An 18418-nucleotide genomic window follows, 5' to 3' on the forward strand; every position below is an offset into this window, starting at 1 on the left:
AATTATAAAATACTAAAATATATATCGTTTTAGTTACTAACTTTTAGCTTATTAGATAATTCCAAAAAATATTTATCTCTTAATATCTTTCTTAAGTTTTTATTTAACTGTATTTTGGTTAGGCAAAATGACTCATAATCTAAATCAAATACTTTTTTAGTTTTATCAGTAAATAAATATTTTAAATCTGATACTTTTAAAGCCTCTTCATAATTCTCTTCACTAACTAATTTATCTATTCTATTATCTAATTCATTGATTTTTTCATCTATGTTTATTTCTTCTAAAAGTTTAGAAAAATAATTTTTTATAGCTTCCTCATTATATATTGAATCTTTTTTATCAGTGCATAACAATTTTAATTGTTTGTTATCAATTGTAAATCTATTTTCATCTATAAGAAATTTTATACTTTTATTAATTATAAGATTTTTTTTGGTTTTTATTTCTTTTATTACCTCCCCTTGAAAGTTTTGTATTCGTTCATAACATTCATCAGCAGAAAAATTAACTTCTAACACACTTTCTAATATTTCTTTTGTAATTAAAAACATCTCTATTTCATTAAAATCTAAATGATATACATTATTTTCTTCATATTTTTTCAAAGTTTCTTCACCGTGGTAGTCTCTATCAATTATTCCGTATACATTCCCATCAAATAAAGTAGATTTGTTAAAAGCTTTTGTATAGTTAATAACATCCTTATGTCCATCTACTGGTATTACTACGATTTCATTTTCAAATAAAGTTGTATAAACTTTGTAATCTAAACTTTCTTTATTACCCTCACAAAAAAGAATATTTTTTCGTGCACCAAGCAATTCAATTACTAGTTCTTTAGGTATACCTTCTAATTCTCCAGATATTTTTTTTAAATCCCAATCTTTATTTCCATCATACTTTTTACACCAATAAATAGAATGTGAATTTCTAGATGAAATAAATTCTAAGTTATGAGATATATATATAAATCTACAATCTTTCCTATATTCTTCCAGTAAATACCAAAGTCTATTATAGATTGATGGATGAAGAAAAGTCTCTGGTTCATCTATAATTATATATGCATCTTTTGGTGCAAATAATGTAACTATAATATAAAACAACGATACTTTTTCTCCTTCACTCATTGAATTTAAATCATATTCTTTAGCATTTTTTTTGGGAATAAGCTTTCTCTTAGTTATATCATATTTCAACTCTATATCCGAATAAAACTTTTTCCAAATTTCTAATAACTTCGTATATTTCGCTTCAGAGTCCTTATTATTTACTATTTTATCCGCCCCTGCTCTTGCTAAATCATTTATTATTGCACTAATATGATACGAAAAGACTTCTGATAACTCAGTAACTTTGTTAGAAACTAAATAGTCTTCTTCATAATTTTTATCATTAAAATTTTTTTTCTGTATGTTCCTAATATTTTCTTCGTCCGAAAAACTAATGTCTTGTTTTTGTAAGAAAAATAATATTTTTTGTGCAGGAATAACAATAATTCCATCTGCATCACTTTTTTTAAAATGTGCTGCTAGAGCTGATTTCCCTGAACCGTTTGCTCCTACTATGATAGTATTAGATTCATTAAATATTCTTAGATACTTTAATCTTTCTATTTCTTCTGAAACATTTTCTAATATTTCTTCAAACTTTATTTTATCTTCATCTGTAAATAGTGGACCCTTGTAATATAGATTGTCAATATTTATATAATTATTACTAATAAATTGTTCTAGGATATTTCTCTCTCTGAAAGAATCTTCTTCATTAATAATTTTTATTAAATCATTAATTACTTCATTATATTTAGAATTAAAATTATTCGGGTTAGTTCCTTCTTCTGAATATTCTATATTACTTATATTTTTATTTATTTTCTTTATTTTTTCAATAAAATCTTTTAATTCCATAATTTTCTCCTTAATACTTTACTTCCTAATTAACTCCACTACCGCTTCCACAGCCGCTGTCCCTGGGAACATATCTATTGGTTGAATACGTCTAATTTTGTATTTTCTAGTAAGTACTTTTAAATCTCTAGCCAATGTTGATGGGTTACAGCTAACATAAACTATTTTCTTCGAATCTACATCTAATAAATTTTTTGCTAAATGACCTAAACCTGTTCTTGGTGGATCAACTATTGCAACATCAAAATTAATTCCTTTTTTCTTCCAACGAGGTACAATTTTGTTAGCATCACCTGCTACATATGTACAATTCGTTAAGTTATTTAACTTAATGTTATTATTTGCATCTTTTATGGCATCTTCTACTATATCCACTCCATATACTTCATGACATTTACGACTCACATATTGGCCAATTGTCCCCACACCGCAAAAAGCATCAAGAACTATATTCGTTTCTCTCAAATCAGCAAATTCTACAACTTTATCATAAAGTTTTTTTGTCGCTCCTGGATTAAGTTGGAAAAATGATTTAGCTGATAATTCATATTTAGTATCGCCAATTTTTTCAACAATATAATCCGAACCATATAAAGTTATGTTTTCTCTACCCATTACTAGATGATCGTTATCATTAGTTACATTCAGCACTATACTCTTAACTATAGCTTCACGTTTAATCTCATTAACAACTTTATCTAAATTTTTAATTTTATCCGTATTAGCTACAAACGTTAGCTGAACATCTCCATTATAAAATGAAGTGCGAGTTGAAATATATTTTACGCCATAAGTCTTTTTATTTGTAGAAATTTCTACTTTATATTTTCCTAAACATTTTTTAGCAAGATTAGTAATCTTATTACCATTTTCATGTAGTGCAGCATCCTCATTTATTTCTACAAGATCATTACTTCCTTCTTTATACAAGCCCGCAATTACACGGCCATTACGAACAGCAAGAGGAAACTGATTTTTATTACGATAATGTTCTATCATAGGCGATACTAAAGTTTTTAGAACCAATTTATCTGGTTTTGGTAATTTATAATATTTATCAAAAGCATCTAATAAAATATTACGTTTATACTCTAGTTGTTTTTCGTAACTAACATGAGCTAACCCATATGCTCCACTTTCTGCATATTCTTTTTTTACCTCTACTCTATATGGACTCGACTCTTTTACTTTAACTAATTTTCCTATAATGTATTTTGGCGTTTCTTCGATAATTTCACAGACAATTACCTCATCTGGAAGAGCACCTTTTACAAATGTAATTTTCTTTTTGTAATAACCTATTCCTTCACCATTAATACCTATTTTTTTAATTGTTAGGAGGACATTTAATTTCTTACTGCTATTTTTCTTTTTCATTTAAACCTCTTCATAAAGATAAGCTGAATAGAAGTAAACTACTCCCACTTCAGCTTATAATTTTCTATTTTATAGTTTTAATTTCGTTATCTAATTCTTCTACTAAAGCAATTAATCTATCAATTTGTGTTAAATCAACCTTTTCTGGTTCAATATTTTCTAACTCACTCGCAAAATCTTCAAATTTAATTTTTAATTCTTCTAAAATATTATTAGACATGATATTCTCCTTTTTTATTCTCTATTCCATTATAATATAAATTGACAAAAATTCAACTCATAATACTAAATTACCGAAAGTTTTTTAAATATTACTTTATTATTAACTTAGTTGTAATTCTTAGTATATCAATATATATTTCAACAATCATATAATCTTTTATATTATCTATATAATTATTATCTGGACTTTTTATGTGTTTTAAGGTAGTATTTAACTAGGAGTGTTATATTATGAATTATACAAATTTAAATATTTTCAATATAAATTTTACATATATTTTGGATTATATAACAACATTATTTAGCGATATTCGTTTAGATGTTGACATTTTATTAACAATATTTTTAATTATAAATACATTGTTAGCATTCTCTATAGTTTTTTTAGAATATCAAACTACCAACTCTTCTTGGGCTTGGATCTTAGTTTTATTCTTAATTCCCTATTTAGGCTTTGTCCTATATTTAATGCTTGGTAGGCCTATTTATAGAGAGAAAATCTTCCCTTTTACTGATGAAGAGAAAATCTCGTATCAAGAGAGTTTATTAAAACGAACTACTCCGTATGAAATTTCAAAAGAAGAGCAACTCATTTACAAGTATAGAAATTTAATAGAGTTAAATTATGAAACAGATAAAGCTTTCTTATCTAAAAAAAATAGTATTAAAATTATTACAGATGGAAAAGAAAAATTCGAATTATTGTTCGAAGATATAAAAAATGCCAAAAGTTATATTCATATTCAGTACTATATTCTTAATAAAGATGGTATTGGAAGACAACTATTTAATTTACTTGAACAAAAACTTAAAGAAGGTGTAAAAGTGTACATCTTGTATGATGATATAGGCTCAAGGAAATTAAGTATCTCCTCACTAGGAAAATTAACAAAAAACAATGCAAAAATAAAAAGTTTTTTCAAATCCAAACTACCACTTATAAACTTCCGTATGAATTATAGAAATCACAGGAAGATAGTAGTTATCGATGGAGAAATTGCTTATACTGGAGGCTTTAATGTTGGTGATGAATACTTAGGATTAGATAAAAAATTTGGCTATTGGCGTGATACTCATCTTCGTATTGAAGGTGAAGCGGTTGGTTCGTTAGAATTTCGTTTTATTGATGATTGGAATTCTCAATCATCCAAAAAAACAGAATATATCAAACTGGAAGCTGATCATATCGCCACACCTGTCGATAATTACTTACCTATACAGATGGTTTCTAGTGGCCCAGATAGTAAACTTCAAAAAATAAAGTATGGTTATTTGCACATGATTTCTCGCGCAAAAAAATATATCTATATTCAATCGCCATACTTTATCCCTGATGAAAGTGTCATGGACGCACTAAAAATGGCTATTCTTTCAGGGATTGATGTTAGAATAATGGTACCTAATAAACCTGATCATATGTTTGTATATTGGGCAACTTATTCTTTTATTGGAGAGCTTGCTTCTCTAGGGGCGAAAACATATATATACGAGAATGGTTTTATCCATACAAAAATGATTATTATTGATGATGAAGTTACAAGTTTAGGTAGTGCAAATTTTGACTATAGAAGCTTTAAATTGAATTTCGAACTTAATGCATTTATGTATGATTACAAAACTACAAAAGAATTTAGAAAAATATTTTTAGAAGATGTAAAAAAGTCAACTTTGGTATCTTATTCTAAATATCAACAACGAAGTTTAATAATTAGAATTAAAGAAGCTTTCGCGCGACTTATTTCACCTATTCTTTAGTTGTTTTATAATAAAAAATATGGTATATTTATACATAGTTACAATTAGGAGGATAATAATTAATGAACAAGTTTAAAAAGGCTATTTTACCTGTAGCACTTAGTATATCGGTTATAGGATTAGCAGGATGTTCTGGAGGTACAAAATATATCTCTAGTAAAGCAGGAGATGTAACAGAAAAGGACATTGTAGAAAGCATAGGAGCTAGCCAACTTTCTAAAACAGCTACTAGTATGATGATTCAAAAAGTTCTTTTAGATAAATATAAAGGAAAAATTAATGAAAAAGCTATTGAAGAGCAACTTCAAAAGGCCCAAACGCAATATGGTGGAAAAGAAAAATTTGAACAACTTTTAAAACAACAAGGATTTACTTTAGATAAATATAAAGATGGTCTTAAAGTTAAAGCTGCCCAAACTCTTTTAATAAACGACTATAATGGAGTTAATGAGGACAAATTAAAAGAAAGTTACGAGAAAAATAAACACCAATATCATTTAGCACACATTCTTATAAGTGTTAAAAGCGATTCTAATCCTAATGGATTAAGTGATGAAGAGGCTAAGTCAAAAGCTGAAGAACTACATAAAAAAATCAAAGATGGGGAAGATTTTGCTACTCTAGCAAAAGAAAACTCTAATGATACTGCTAATGCGTCTAATGGTGGAGATTTAGGATGGTCTTCTAAAGAAGATAATTCATTCGTTAAAGAATTTAAAGAAGCTGCATACGAACTTACTAAAGGTAATGTATCTGACGTTGTAAAAACTTCATTCGGATACCACATTATCAAAGTATTAGATGAAAAAGACGCTACTTTTGATGAAATGAAAGCAACACTTGCTGAAAAAGCTGCAGAAGAAGCAGTTAAAAAGGATTCTACTGTAGTAAGCAAAGCACTTAAAAAATTATTTGAAGAATACAATGTTAAATCAAGTAATAAAGATGTGGAAGCATATCTGAAATCTATGTTAGAAGGAACTAATTCTGGACAATAGTTTATTTATATTCCCCTAAATTTAGAGTACTATCTAAGTTTAGGGGGGCTTTTATTTATATTTTAATATATTAAAACCAGATAATAGAGTTTTTCTATTATCTGGTTTTATACTTTTAATTCACATCATCTCGTGCACCTAATATTCTTATAGCATTTTGAATTCTATCTTTAGTAGGTGGATTAATATCATTTAATTCATATTCAAGTCCTAATTCTTTATATTTAAACTTTGCCATATCGTGATAAGGAAGTACTTCTACTCTTTCTACCCCATCAAGTGTATCTATGTACTCACGAAGTTTTTGAAGATAATAATCATCATCTGTCCACTTAGGAACAAGAACATGTCTTATCCACATTTTCGCACCATGGTCACTTAAAAATCTGGCAAATTGAAGGATATTTTTATTTGTTCTCTTAGTCAAGCGAATGTGCTGCTCATCATCAATATGTTTAATATCCATTAAAAATAAATCCGTCAATGATATCAATTCTAGAATTTTTTTATTCATTGTTGGAGTATTAACATAAAAACCACCACATGTGTCAACACAAGTATTTATTCCCAATTTTTTCAACTTTCTAAATAGCTCTAAGATGAAGTCTAACTGTAAAAGCGATTCTCCTCCACTTACCGTTACTCCTCCACCTTCACTAGCCTCAAAAAAGTTTCTATATTTTACTATTTCTTTTGTAAGCTGATCTACAGTCATCACCTTAGCATCAGGATTGTGCATCTTCCAAGTGTCTGGATTATGACAGTATTTACATCTCAACATACAACCTTGGAAAAACACTACATATCTTATCCCAGGACCGTCAACATTTCCAAATGATTCAACAGAGTGAATATTTGCTGTAAGTTCTGTATTTTCTACTGTAGTTTCTAAATTTTCTTTTGTAGTTTCCATACACGACTCCCTCCTTATATCTCTATTAGTATTATACTATATTTTCAAAAATAATAAAATACTCTTTTAACTAAAAATCGGGGGCTAAAAAGCCCCCTCCTTTTATTTCTTTATTACATGAATTGGTGCATTGTACGGCTAAGTACGTCACGTTGTTGTTCTGGAGTTAAACTGATTAGACGTACAGCGTATCCTGATACACGAATTGTAAAGTTTGGATAATCTTCTGGTGATTCAATAACTTTAAGTAAAGTTTCTTTGTTGAATACGTTAGTATTTAAGTGGTAACCACCTTGTTTGAAGTATCCATCCATCATAGCTGTTAAGTTTTTAATTTGGTCTTGTTTAGTTTTACCTAATGAATTTGGTGTGAATGCTGCTGTTAAGCTGATTCCATCACGGCTGTATTCGTATGGTAATTTAGCTACTGAACTTAAGCAAGCTAATGCTCCGCTTTGGTCACGTCCGTTCATTGGGTTAGCACCTGGAGAGAATGGTTCTCCTGCACGACGTCCATCTGGAGTGTTACCAGTTTTCTTACCGTATACTACGTTTGAAGTAATAGTTAAGATAGAAGTTGTAGTTTCATCTGCACGGTAAGTTTCGTGTTTTCTAAGTTTAGTCATAAACACTTTTAGTAATTCAACAGCGATTTCGTCTGCACGGTCATCATTGTTACCGAATGTTGGGAATTCCCCTTCAATTTTGTAATCTACAGCTAATCCAGTTTCGTCTTCGATTGGAGTAACTTTAGCGTATTTAATAGCTGATAAGCTATCTACTGCTACTGAGAATCCAGCAATACCTGTTGCCATGAATCTTCTAACTTTAGTATCGTGTAATGCCATTTCTAAACTTTCATAAGAGTATTTATCATGCATGTAGTGGATTACATTTAGTGTGTTAATGTATAGTTTACATAACCATTCCATAAATACATCAAATTTAGCCCAAACTTCGTCATAATTTAATACGCCACGGATTGGTTCAGTTTTTGGCCCTACTTGAACACCAGATAACTCATCGCGTCCACCATTGATTGTATATAATAATGCTTTAGCTAAGTTAGCGCGTGCTCCGAAGAATTGCATATCTTTACCAGTAGTCATACCACTTACACAACATGCGATAGATTTATCACAAGTTCCTAAGAAGTCTGCTAATAATTCATCACTTTCGTATTGAATTGCACTGTGGTTGATTGATGATTCAGAACAGTATTCTTTGAATCCTGTAGGTAATTTAGAAGACCAAAGAATTGTTAAGTTTGGTTCTGGAGAGTTACCCATGTTATCTAAAGTATGGATAAAGCGGAAGTCTGTTTTTGTTACTAATGATTTTTCAGCATCTAACATTTCCCCTACAATTAATGTAGCCCAGATTGGGTCTCCAGAGAATAATTGGTTGTAATCTGGAGTACGAGCGAATTTAACACAACGTAATTTTAGAACTAAGTGGTCGATTAATTCTTGTGCTTCAGATTCAGTGATTGTTCCATCTTGTAAATCTCTTTCGATATAGATATCTAAGAATGTAGCGATATTACCGATAGACATTGCAGCACCATTTTGTTGTTTAATAGCTGCTAAGTATCCGAAGTATAACCATTGAACAGCTTCTTTAGCATTAGTAGCTGGTCCTGAAATATCGAAACCATAGATTTTTGCCATTTCTTTTAATTCACCTAAAGCGCGAATTTGTTCACTAACTTCTTCACGGTCACGGATAACATGTTCAGTCATAACTCCATCTGCACCGATTTTACTTAAATCATCTTTTTTCCAAGCGATAAGTTGATCTACCCCGTATAAAGCTACACGACGGTAGTCACCGATGATACGTCCACGTCCGTATGCATCAGGAAGTCCAGTGATAACACCAGATTTTCTTACTAAACGCATTTCTGGAGTATAAGCGTCGAATACACCTTGGTTGTGAGTTTTACGGTAGTCAGTGAAGATTTTGATAACTTCTTCATCTACTTCATATCCGTATGCTTTACAGCTGTTTACAGCCATGTTAATACCACCAAAAGTCATTAAAGCACGTTTTAATGGTTTGTCAGTTTGTAACCCAACGATTTTTTCACGATCTTTATCGATGTATCCTACTCCGTGTGAAAGAATAGTTGAAGGAATACTAGTATCCATATCTAATGTTCCACCAGCTAAACGTTCTTGACGCATTAACTCATTGAATTTTTCTACTAAAACTTTAGTGTTTTCAGTAGGTCCAGCTAAGAACGAAGAATCCCCTCTGTACTCTGTGTAGTTAGATTTGATAAAATCTACTAAATCCACTTCTGTTTGCCATTTTCCACCAACGAATGCTTTTTTTTCTGCAACTGTTGTCATATTTATGTCACTCCTTAAATTTTTATAATATAGTGTGAAAAATAAATTTATTAATTAAACTATTTGTTACATCTATAGTGTACCCTAACCATATTTATCTTACAAGACTATTATCCTTTAAAATATGTACAATTTGTGAACTTTAGTACTAATACACTTTGATTTTACTGTTAGTAAATACCCTTATATATAGTAAAATATTAATTGTAAGTATTAGAAAATCAACTGTAAAAACTATGAAAACTCTTACAGTGGCTATTTCTATTTTTAAGTATGTTTTAAACAAATAATAAAAACTGTTATTATACTGTTATTATTTTATATAATTTAATATAACACTTTTCTTTTATTTTCCCATTTTATTTTTAATAAAAATAGAATATAATCGACAGTAAATATCAACTATATTCCATATTTATGTTATAAATCACTATTTAAATAAATCTAATAAATAGCCATATCCTTCTTTTTGCATATCTTCTTTTTTTATAAATTTCAATGCAGCACTGTTTATACAATATCTTAGACCACCCAATTCTTGTGGCCCATCCGGGAATACATGTCCCAAGTGAGTATCACCAACCCTACTTCTAACCTCTATCCTTTCCATAAGATGAGAAGTATCCTTATAATATTGTGTTACATCTTTTTCTATTGGTTTCGAAAAACTTGGCCAACCACAATTGGATCTAAACTTATCTTTGGATGAAAATAAGGGTTCACCTGATGTTATATCGACATATATTCCTTCTTCAAAAGTATCCCAGTATTCTCCTGTATAAGGACTTTCTGTTCCATCTTCCATAGTTACATGATATTCTATTGGTGATAATATACTTCTTAATTCTTCAATATCTTTCTTTTTATAATTATCTGAGTTTATTTTATTTGACTCTGTGTTCATAGTTATTATCCTTACTATTTCTCTAAATATTGTTTTAGCTCTTCTATAATGTTGTTCCCATCTTTTAGACCTAAATCATAAACCTTTTGTAACTTCTCTACATCTTTTTCTAAACGTTTAATTGTAATATCTTCACTTGGTCGAATTACAAAAAGTTTACCTGCTTTTTCCAATTCAACTATTTTATCAACTGTATCATTATATTCTTTATATCTATTCTCTAGTTTTTCTACTAATTTTGGATATTTCTTATAAAACAGCTTATATTGAATACCCGTTGTTTTTTCCTTTCTATATATTATAGGGCGTGTCAAAATAACTATTATTTTATCAAAATTTTGCTTTTCAAAAAAATCAATAGGAATACTATTAGAAATACCTCCATCTAAATATTTCTTACCTCCTACCTCTATTATTTCTGAAATAAACGGTAATGCTGAAGTAGCTCGTAAAGTTTCCATTTGCCTATAAGCATCTTCTATTTTTATAAACTCTGCATCCCCTGTTTCTATATTAGTTACTGTCGCAAAAAAGTTTATAGATGACTCTTTAAACGTTTTATTATCAAAAACATCTAGTTGAAATGGTAGTTTATAATATGCAAAATCTTTATTTATCAAATTTCCTGTTTTCAACCAGCTCTTAACATTCATATAACGTTTATCATTAATATATTTCAAATTATATCGCAAAGCACGTCCTCTTTGCTTTGAAATATAATTAACACCAAATAATGTTCCTGCTGAAACACCAACTACATCTGTTACCTCTATATTATTATCTAAAAAGACATCAAGTACTCCCGCGGTAAATAACCCGCGCATTGCGCCCCCTTCTAAAACCAAACCTATTTTCATAAAGTTCTCTCCTTCCTTTATAAATTGTCTTTATTATATCACTTTTCATACTTTGTTTAAATAAATTTACTTTAAAAGTTATTTATGATATTATTTTACACAAATAAACTCAATTATAGTTAATATGTGAGGTGAAAGATGAATATTTTGCTTATTGGGGGAAATGGCTTTTTAGGTAAATCTTTACTTAAAGAAGCCCTAAAGAATAACATAAACATTAGTTATTTATCTAGACATAAAATAAAAAACAAAGAATTAAATCATATTAACTGGATTCAAGCAGATATCTTTAATATAGAAGAAATTAATATAGAAGAAAAGTTCGATGTCGTTATTCATTTAGTAGGTACTATAAAGAACAAAAATATGTACAAAAAACTAAACACTCAAAGTGTAGCAAAGTCTATTAACCTTTGTTCCAAGTTCAACATTAACAAACTGGTTTACATCTCTGCAAATGGTGGATTTAAAGATTACTTCAATAGTAAAAAGCAAGCTGAAGAATTCGTTAAGTCTTCATCATTAAATTATCTTATAGTCCGTCCTGGGCTAATGTATGGATCTAGTAGACCGACATCTTACTTGAATGTTTTACCAATAAAAATTTTTTCAGCACTAAATATTTCATTTTTCAAAAATGTCTATCCCTTACCTGTCTCAAAGGTTTCAGAAAAAATTATTTTTTCTCTAATAAATAAACCCCGTACTAATTATTTAAATATAGAAGACTTAAAATAAGTCGCAAACTGGCGACTATCCAAAGTCATCGGTTTTTATTTATGACATTTGTCATATTCCTATATGACAGAGCTTACTAAATAAATTATTTATTTCTCGATATAATATAAGTAACAACAAAAGAGGTGGTTAATATGATAAATAAAAAAATTATTACTGCAAAAAATATAAGTAAAGTCATAAAGGATAAATATATTTTAAAAGATATTTCATTTGATATATCAGAAGGCGAGTGTGTAGCTCTTATCGGGCCTAATGGAGCTGGTAAAACTACTCTTATGAATTGCCTTCTTGGTGCTAAGTTTATAACTTCAGGAGATATAAAAGTTAATGATTTGAAACCAACTGATCGAACATTAAAAAACTATGTTAATGTTTTATCGCAAGAAAATGCTGTTCCAGAAAGATTAAAAGTCAATGAACTACTAAGTTTTGTTCAAAAGCTTTATACAGATCACTTAACTAATCAAGAAATTGACAACATACTTAGATTTGATGATAAACAAAAAGATATACTAGCTTCAAAATTATCTGGTGGTCAAAGAAGATTACTTTCTTTTGCACTTACTTTAATAGGAAAACCAAAAATTATTTTTCTGGATGAACCAACGGCTGGTATGGATACTTCTACTCGTATTCGTTTTTGGGAAATAGTTAACAAATTAAAAAACAATGGATTAACTATTATTTATTCTTCTCACTACATAGAAGAAGTAGAGCATACCGCAGATAGAATATTGGTTTTACATAAAGGCGAGTTAATTCGTGATACAACTCCTCATGCTATGCGCGCTGAAGAAGTAGAGAAATTCTTTACTTTACCTCTCCAATATCTTGAAGTATTAAAAGATAATGAAAATGTCTATAATCTGGAAGTAAAACATGATAGCTTCAACTTCCTTACAAAAAAACCAGAAGAAATTTGGACATTATTACAAGCAGCCGGTTGTACATTAAAAGATTTAGAGATTCAAAACAGAACTCTACTAGATAGCGTTTTTGCTACAACGAAAGAAAACTAAGGGGTAAAAAAACATGAAAAATCTTACTACATTATTAAAAATGGAATTTATATTTACAAAAAGAGCACTTTCGAATTTTGCTATGGGATTAGGTTTTCCTGTTATCTTCTTTGTTCTATTCTCTGGAATGCAACAATTTGATAATGCTGAAATACAAACACGTGTTATAAAAGATATGTTAATTTCTATGACTGCATTTAGTAGCATTAGCTTTGCATTATTTTCACTACCATTGTCAATTCGTGAAGATGAAACAAATAACTATCTACATCTAATAAATAATTCACCGATAAAATTATCTGAGTACTATATTGCACGTTTTATTCGTATTATTTTTACTTTTATTATAGCTGTAGTTGTAGTATTCGTTGTTGGTCATTTCTTACGAGATGTTAATATGAGTGCTCGTGAATGGATTATGGCTGGTGTTTTAATGGTTGTTGGTTGTATAACATTTTTAGGAATTGGGGTATTACTAAGTCTGATTAAATCAGTTGAAAAATTAAGCCTTTTTGCTAATATCTTATATCTAGGTCTGGCTATGCTTGGAGGATTATGGTGGCCTACTTCACTTTTCCCTGAATGGCTACAAAATATTTCTAAAGTAACTCCAACATATCACTTATTAGAATTTGTTAATAAATATTTAAAAGAACAAGTATTTTCTTTCACTTCACTTGGCATTTTACTAGCATATGGAATTGGCTTTACAATCCTTACCCTAATTATCAAACGTAAAATAGAAATTAAATAAATTAAAGGTGTGTGATTATCTTATTCACACACTTTTATGTTTATGATATTATTATAGTAGAATTTATTAAATTAAAAGGAGTTAAGCATGAAAAAAATATTAGCCATAATATTAAAAGAAAACTCACAGTTTTATATATCCTTAGTTTTTTTCGTTTTTCCCTTCATATATACTATAACCGGAACCTATCCGTTATATATTTTATATTTAACAATTATTGCAATAATAGACTACATTGCAATTTTATACACAAAGAATAAATATATAATTTTTACTCAGTGGAGTTATCTAGTATATTATGTAATTTACATGACAATTATCATCCATCCTATGAATATGCTATATACTTTTTACTTAAGTAGTTTATTAGTCTGGCGTTTCCATGATAACTATACTACATACAGAACCATTAGTTTTTTAGTAACTACAAATTATCTAATGATTTATATGTCACTGACCTCTTACAATATAGCAGATAAGGTAATTATATTTTTCTTCTATTTCCTTTGTCTAGCCTCATATTTTTTTCAAAAACATAATTATGAAAAAAGTATATTAACAGAAGAACGTAACAAACGTAATGAACATATTAATATCTTGCTTGCTGAAAATGAACGCAATAGAATTGGTCAAGATCTCCACGATAGTATCGGCCATACCTTTGTTATGCTGAAATTAAAGGCGGAACTAGCGGAAAAATATTTAGAAAAAAATAATATTGAAGCTGCAAAACAAGAACTTAGTGAAATCAGTAAAATCAGTAAAGAATCTATGAATAATACTCGTGCAATAATTAATAAATTAAAACAGCGTAGCGTTGATGAAGAACTACATATAATACAAGATATTATGGATATGAGTAATATACAAATAGATGTTAAAAATAATATCTTTAATAAACCTACTGAAGTGCAAGAATGGACTCTTACTATGGTGCTAAAAGAATTGGCTAATAATGTTATTAAACATAGTAGTGCAACAAATTGTGATATAATTATTAGTGAAGATAAAGAAAATTATTCTTTGCTTTTCTCTGATAATGGTTGTGGTTTTGAAAAAATAAATGGTGAAGAATTAAAATCAATAAAAGAGCGTTTAAAAGCTGTAGATGGTAAAGTAGAGATTGTCTCAACTAAAAAACCTACTACTATTAAAACTATAATAACAAAAAATACATAAGGAGAAGTATTTATGAAATTACTTATTGCTGAAGACCAAAGTATGCTTAGAGATGCAATGGCTAAGCTTTTGTTAATGGAAGATAGAGTTGATGAAGTCTTTCAAGCTGAAAATGGTAAAGTTGCAATGGATTTAATATTAAAACATAATATCAATGTAGCCATCTTGGATATCGAAATGCCAGAAGCTACGGGTTTAGATACATTAGAATTTATAAGAGAAAAAAATATTGATACAAAAGTTGTTATAGTTACTACGTTTAAAAGAATTGGTTATTTTGAACGTGCGATTAAAAGTAATGTTGATGCATACGTATTAAAAGACCGTTCGATAGAAGAACTTATGGCCACAATAGAAAATGTTTTAGCTGGACATAAAGAATATTCACCGGAACTTATGGAAAACATCTTTATGAATCATAATCCCTTATCTAAACAAGAAACTTTGTTACTAAAAAAAGTTAAACATGGGTTGTCTAATAAAGAGATAGCAGCAGAATTATTTTTATCAGAAGGTACAACAAGAAATTATATCTCTAATATCCTAACTAAACTAAATTGTAAAAATAGAACGGAAGCTGTAAAAAAAGCAACCGAGAAAGGATGGATTTAATATGAATAAAAAGGGAACATCACTAATTCTTTCTAGAACTTCTTTAATTATATCACTTGCTCATATGGCACTTTTATCCTATTTTTTTATATTTTCACTAAATAATACAGATACTCATTCTGGTTTAGGTATGCTACTTGCTTTTATGCTACCACATCTTTTTGCTTTTTTATTAGCAGTTATTTTAAATATTATTTGTTCATTTAAAAGTGCTAATTCTAGAATATTAATGATTATAACAATTATATTTTATATTATCGCTGGAATTCTAGGGGGTATTTTTATCCCTTATGTATATGCTACTGTAGTTATACAAGTAATATTACTTATACTTGCCGTTATACAATATAAAAAATCTAACCTAAAATAACTTAGGTTAGATTTTTTATTTATTGTTTACCAAATTATAACTTAGCTCAATTAATTCTTTTACATATTCTATATCTATATTATTATCTAGGACGACGCTTATCCAATGGTTTTTATTCATATGATATGCTGGGAAAACATTTCTATTATTTATTACAGTAGAAATTTCACTAGATAAATGTTTTAAATTAATTATTTTAACCTTCGAATCTACAAGACTATCTTTTTGCAGTTTACTATATTCTACATCTAAAAACAGAGCATACCACTTATTTTTGATGGTAACTAATGCTTTTATATCTGGATTCGTTTTAAATGGTTTTACTGTAGTACTATTATATCGTTCTTTTACATAACGCAAAACATTTTCGTATATGACACTTTCTAAACAAAGAATTTTTTCCAATACATCTTTTACTTCTTCTCTAATTGCTGTTACTATTTCTCCACTAGCACTATCAACACTAAATAATGAATATACTTCATTAAAATCTAAGTCATAAATCTCTATTTCAAAATCTGTACTGACTAATCTTATTTCCATTCTAAAAGCATCATTTAAAATATTTTTTTGGAAGACTAATATATTTTCTTCAAATTGAAACCCAAAATCTATAAGTTTATCTTCAGATAATTTGTATTTTTCTACATTTATTTTTTTCATAGTATTTTTCTTGCTTCATCTAGAATTTTCATAACTATAAGAGTATGATTTTTTTGTTTCATATAAAAATCAAAATCTTTATTATCAATAACATCAATAAATTTTTTAAATTCTGAAAACATTCTGTGTATCTTAATATTCTTGTTTCCTTCAATTAAACTATCTTCCGTCAAAATTCTATAATTTGATACTTCACTAGAAGGTCCATCAACTTTAATTATTCCTTCATCACCTTGAATATTAACATAGCTATTATTAAATGTATCTTTAGCCGCAATACATACAGCCTTAAAATTCTCATACTCTAATATTAATACTCCAGAAGTATCCACATCTCGAACTATATTAGGATAATATGCTAAACTTTGAGGCCCACCAAAAATACCAACTACGAAATGTATATTATAAATGTTTAAGTCTCCTAAAACACCGCCGCCCTGTCTCTTATCGAAAACAGGTGCTATTATACCTTCCTTGAAAGCAGCATAGCGTGAAGATAATTGTGAATAATTACACTCAATTAGATGAATATTTCCTATTTTAGAAATATTATTTTTTATTTCTTTATAATTTTCTTGATACTGATTCGTTATCGCTTCTATTAAAATTAAATTTTTACTATCAGCTAAACTAAACAATTCCTCAGCTTCCTCATAATTTAAAGTAAATGGTTTTTCACAAATAACATTTTTTCCTGCTTCTAAACTTTTCTTGGCTACACTGTAATGGAGATTATTTGGGACTGCAACATAAATTGTATCTATAGAAGTATTTGCTAGGCATTCTTCAATATTAGTATAAATATTCTTTATTTCGTATTCATCACTTAATCTCTTCAAATTTTCTAAATTTCTAGCTACTATTGCTTCTAAATTTATTTCTGGCAATTTATGAGCAAAAGATAAAAAATCTTTTACTATCACTCCTGCTCCAATAATTCCTAAATTCATTATATTCTCCTATAATATATAAATATCGATAAACTAATTATAACTTTTCCCCATATCATAAGCAACTAAAAACGACCTACCACAATGTGTAGATCGTCTATATTTTAAGCTTTCTTCTTAGATTTAATAATCCCAACTAATAATGGAATCAAACTAATTAAAATTATTGCAATTACTACTAATGAGAAATTTTTCTTAACAAACTCGATATTACCAAATAGATACCCTACTGTAATAAATAAAGTACACCAGCATAAACCTCCGAAGAAATCGATAATTCTAAATTTATTATAATTCATTTTCCCTGCCCCTACAATAAATGGAACAATCGTACGAATAATCGGGAAAAATCTCGCTAAAAATATTGATTTTCCTCCGTGTCTAGCGACAAAATTCTCAGCATCCTGAATATTTTCATCAGACACAAACTTTTTAAACCAAGATTTACCTTTCAAATACTCCGAAAAGTTTCTTCCAATAAAATAGTTACAATTATCTCCAATTACTGCGGCGCTTATACATAATAGTAATAACAAGAAAATATTATTTCCTGTTGCAGCCCATAGCGCCCCACTAGCAAATAGAAGCGAGTCTCCTGGTAAAAATGGCATAAATACTAAACCAGTTTCTATAAATATTATTAAAAATATTATCCCATACATCCACCATGGACCATGTTGAATCATAAGTTCACCCAGATGTTTATCTATATGCAATACAAAATCAATTAAAAACTTAATCGTATCCAAAATTTTCCTCCTGAATTAAATATACACTAGATTATAGCACAGCAAATTATTCCTGTCTAATAATTATCCATATTTAAACTATAATAAT

General features: G+C 28.6%; 18 protein-coding genes. 8 read left to right on the top strand and 10 right to left on the bottom strand.

Annotated features, from left to right (window positions below; genetic code table 11):
* Positions 1-29 precede the first annotated feature (29 nt).
* The 3 genes from O3802_RS02850 to O3802_RS02860 all read right to left on the bottom strand — a co-directional run bounded on the left by O3802_RS02850 (position 30) and on the right by O3802_RS02860 (position 3510).
* Positions 30-1913 carry a DUF4435 domain-containing protein gene (locus tag O3802_RS02850; RefSeq protein ID WP_371458214.1) on the bottom strand — a complete coding sequence of 628 codons (1884 nt, stop codon included), beginning with the start codon at positions 1911-1913 and terminating at the stop codon, positions 30-32.
* Positions 1914-1931: 18 nt separating this feature from the next.
* Positions 1932-3290, bottom strand: a complete 1359-nt coding sequence (gene rlmD / locus O3802_RS02855) for a 23S rRNA (uracil(1939)-C(5))-methyltransferase RlmD (RefSeq protein WP_371458215.1) — start codon at positions 3288-3290, stop codon at positions 1932-1934.
* 64 nt (positions 3291-3354) lie between these two features.
* Positions 3355-3510: an SE1561 family protein gene (locus O3802_RS02860; RefSeq protein ID WP_371458216.1), complete on the bottom strand. Its 156-nt coding sequence runs from the start codon at positions 3508-3510 to the stop codon at positions 3355-3357.
* A 233-nt stretch (positions 3511-3743) separates the two neighbouring features.
* Between O3802_RS02860 and cls the strand changes: the two genes are divergently transcribed.
* Together cls and O3802_RS02870 are read left to right on the top strand one after the other, a co-directional pair.
* On the top strand, positions 3744-5267 hold the full coding sequence (cls, locus tag O3802_RS02865; RefSeq protein ID WP_371458217.1) for a cardiolipin synthase: 1524 nt from the start codon (positions 3744-3746) through the stop codon (positions 5265-5267).
* A 62-nt stretch (positions 5268-5329) separates the two neighbouring features.
* Positions 5330-6265 carry a peptidylprolyl isomerase gene (locus O3802_RS02870; protein WP_371458218.1) on the top strand — a complete coding sequence of 312 codons (936 nt, stop codon included), beginning with the start codon at positions 5330-5332 and terminating at the stop codon, positions 6263-6265.
* Positions 6266-6380: 115 nt separating this feature from the next.
* Here the strand turns inward: O3802_RS02870 and pflA are convergent, their stop codons facing one another.
* The 4 genes from pflA to O3802_RS02890 all read right to left on the bottom strand — a co-directional run bounded on the left by pflA (position 6381) and on the right by O3802_RS02890 (position 11293).
* On the bottom strand, positions 6381-7178 hold the full coding sequence (gene pflA / locus O3802_RS02875; RefSeq protein ID WP_371458219.1) for a pyruvate formate-lyase-activating protein: 798 nt from the start codon (positions 7176-7178) through the stop codon (positions 6381-6383).
* A gap of 113 nt (positions 7179-7291) precedes the next feature.
* Complete coding sequence (gene pflB / locus O3802_RS02880) at positions 7292-9532, bottom strand: formate C-acetyltransferase (RefSeq protein WP_371458220.1); 2241 nt, start codon at positions 9530-9532, stop codon at positions 7292-7294.
* Between the two features lie 430 nt (positions 9533-9962).
* Positions 9963-10436, bottom strand: a complete 474-nt coding sequence (gene msrB, locus O3802_RS02885; RefSeq protein ID WP_371458221.1) for a peptide-methionine (R)-S-oxide reductase MsrB — start codon at positions 10434-10436, stop codon at positions 9963-9965.
* A 14-nt stretch (positions 10437-10450) separates the two neighbouring features.
* Complete coding sequence (locus tag O3802_RS02890) at positions 10451-11293, bottom strand: patatin-like phospholipase family protein (RefSeq protein ID WP_371458222.1); 843 nt, start codon at positions 11291-11293, stop codon at positions 10451-10453.
* Positions 11294-11431: 138 nt separating this feature from the next.
* Here O3802_RS02890 and O3802_RS02895 point away from each other — a divergent pair, with 138 nt between their 5' ends.
* The 6 genes from O3802_RS02895 to O3802_RS02920 all read left to right on the top strand — a co-directional run bounded on the left by O3802_RS02895 (position 11432) and on the right by O3802_RS02920 (position 15968).
* Positions 11432-12031, top strand: coding sequence for an NAD(P)H-binding protein (locus tag O3802_RS02895; protein WP_371458223.1), 600 nt, complete (start codon positions 11432-11434; stop codon positions 12029-12031).
* Between the two features lie 134 nt (positions 12032-12165).
* The gene (locus O3802_RS02900) at positions 12166-13053 is read left to right on the top strand and encodes an ABC transporter ATP-binding protein (RefSeq protein ID WP_371458224.1); all 888 of its coding nucleotides are present in this window, start codon (positions 12166-12168) and stop codon (positions 13051-13053) included.
* Positions 13054-13066: 13 nt separating this feature from the next.
* The gene (locus O3802_RS02905) at positions 13067-13807 is read left to right on the top strand and encodes an ABC transporter permease (protein ID WP_371458225.1); all 741 of its coding nucleotides are present in this window, start codon (positions 13067-13069) and stop codon (positions 13805-13807) included.
* Between the two features lie 309 nt (positions 13808-14116).
* Complete coding sequence (locus tag O3802_RS02910; protein ID WP_371458226.1) at positions 14117-14986, top strand: sensor histidine kinase; 870 nt, start codon at positions 14117-14119, stop codon at positions 14984-14986.
* Between the two features lie 12 nt (positions 14987-14998).
* Complete coding sequence (locus tag O3802_RS02915) at positions 14999-15598, top strand: response regulator (protein ID WP_371458227.1); 600 nt, start codon at positions 14999-15001, stop codon at positions 15596-15598.
* A gap of 1 nt (position 15599) precedes the next feature.
* Positions 15600-15968: a hypothetical protein gene (locus O3802_RS02920; RefSeq protein ID WP_371458228.1), complete on the top strand. Its 369-nt coding sequence runs from the start codon at positions 15600-15602 to the stop codon at positions 15966-15968.
* A 15-nt stretch (positions 15969-15983) separates the two neighbouring features.
* On the opposite strand, the gene O3802_RS02925 is transcribed toward O3802_RS02920, so the two are convergent.
* The 3 genes from O3802_RS02925 to O3802_RS02935 all read right to left on the bottom strand — a co-directional run bounded on the left by O3802_RS02925 (position 15984) and on the right by O3802_RS02935 (position 18330).
* Positions 15984-16631, bottom strand: a complete 648-nt coding sequence (locus O3802_RS02925; RefSeq protein ID WP_371458229.1) for an MmcQ/YjbR family DNA-binding protein — start codon at positions 16629-16631, stop codon at positions 15984-15986.
* The gene (locus O3802_RS02930; protein WP_371458230.1) at positions 16628-17581 is read right to left on the bottom strand and encodes a Gfo/Idh/MocA family protein; all 954 of its coding nucleotides are present in this window, start codon (positions 17579-17581) and stop codon (positions 16628-16630) included. Before O3802_RS02930 ends, O3802_RS02925 begins: the two co-directional genes overlap by 4 nt.
* 104 nt (positions 17582-17685) lie before the next feature.
* A complete protein-coding gene (locus tag O3802_RS02935; protein ID WP_004632615.1) occupies positions 17686-18330 on the bottom strand; it encodes a VTT domain-containing protein in 645 nt (214 codons plus the stop codon).
* Positions 18331-18418: the final 88 nt, after the last annotated feature.

This window comes from Gemella sp. 27098_8_92, from assembly GCF_041433685.1.
Classification (GTDB): Bacteria; Bacillota; Bacilli; order Staphylococcales; family Gemellaceae; genus Gemella.

Excerpts from the sequence above, each read along its gene's own strand:
- O3802_RS02850 (WP_371458214.1), bottom strand. The coding sequence starts at position 1,913 with ATGGAATTAAAAGATTTTATTGAAAAAATAAAGAAAATAAATAAAAAT.
- rlmD (WP_371458215.1), bottom strand. The coding sequence starts at position 3,290 with ATGAAAAAGAAAAATAGCAGTAAGAAATTAAATGTCCTCCTAACAATT.
- O3802_RS02860 (WP_371458216.1), bottom strand. The coding sequence starts at position 3,510 with ATGTCTAATAATATTTTAGAAGAATTAAAAATTAAATTTGAAGATTTT.
- cls (WP_371458217.1), top strand. The coding sequence starts at position 3,744 with ATGAATTATACAAATTTAAATATTTTCAATATAAATTTTACATATATT.
- O3802_RS02870 (WP_371458218.1), top strand. The coding sequence starts at position 5,330 with ATGAACAAGTTTAAAAAGGCTATTTTACCTGTAGCACTTAGTATATCG.
- pflA (WP_371458219.1), bottom strand. The coding sequence starts at position 7,178 with ATGGAAACTACAAAAGAAAATTTAGAAACTACAGTAGAAAATACAGAA.
- pflB (WP_371458220.1), bottom strand. The coding sequence starts at position 9,532 with ATGACAACAGTTGCAGAAAAAAAAGCATTCGTTGGTGGAAAATGGCAA.
- msrB (WP_371458221.1), bottom strand. The coding sequence starts at position 10,436 with ATGAACACAGAGTCAAATAAAATAAACTCAGATAATTATAAAAAGAAA.
- O3802_RS02890 (WP_371458222.1), bottom strand. The coding sequence starts at position 11,293 with ATGAAAATAGGTTTGGTTTTAGAAGGGGGCGCAATGCGCGGGTTATTT.
- O3802_RS02895 (WP_371458223.1), top strand. The coding sequence starts at position 11,432 with ATGAATATTTTGCTTATTGGGGGAAATGGCTTTTTAGGTAAATCTTTA.
- O3802_RS02900 (WP_371458224.1), top strand. The coding sequence starts at position 12,166 with ATGATAAATAAAAAAATTATTACTGCAAAAAATATAAGTAAAGTCATA.
- O3802_RS02905 (WP_371458225.1), top strand. The coding sequence starts at position 13,067 with ATGAAAAATCTTACTACATTATTAAAAATGGAATTTATATTTACAAAA.
- O3802_RS02910 (WP_371458226.1), top strand. The coding sequence starts at position 14,117 with ATGACAATTATCATCCATCCTATGAATATGCTATATACTTTTTACTTA.
- O3802_RS02915 (WP_371458227.1), top strand. The coding sequence starts at position 14,999 with ATGAAATTACTTATTGCTGAAGACCAAAGTATGCTTAGAGATGCAATG.
- O3802_RS02920 (WP_371458228.1), top strand. The coding sequence starts at position 15,600 with ATGAATAAAAAGGGAACATCACTAATTCTTTCTAGAACTTCTTTAATT.
- O3802_RS02925 (WP_371458229.1), bottom strand. The coding sequence starts at position 16,631 with ATGAAAAAAATAAATGTAGAAAAATACAAATTATCTGAAGATAAACTT.
- O3802_RS02930 (WP_371458230.1), bottom strand. The coding sequence starts at position 17,581 with ATGAATTTAGGAATTATTGGAGCAGGAGTGATAGTAAAAGATTTTTTA.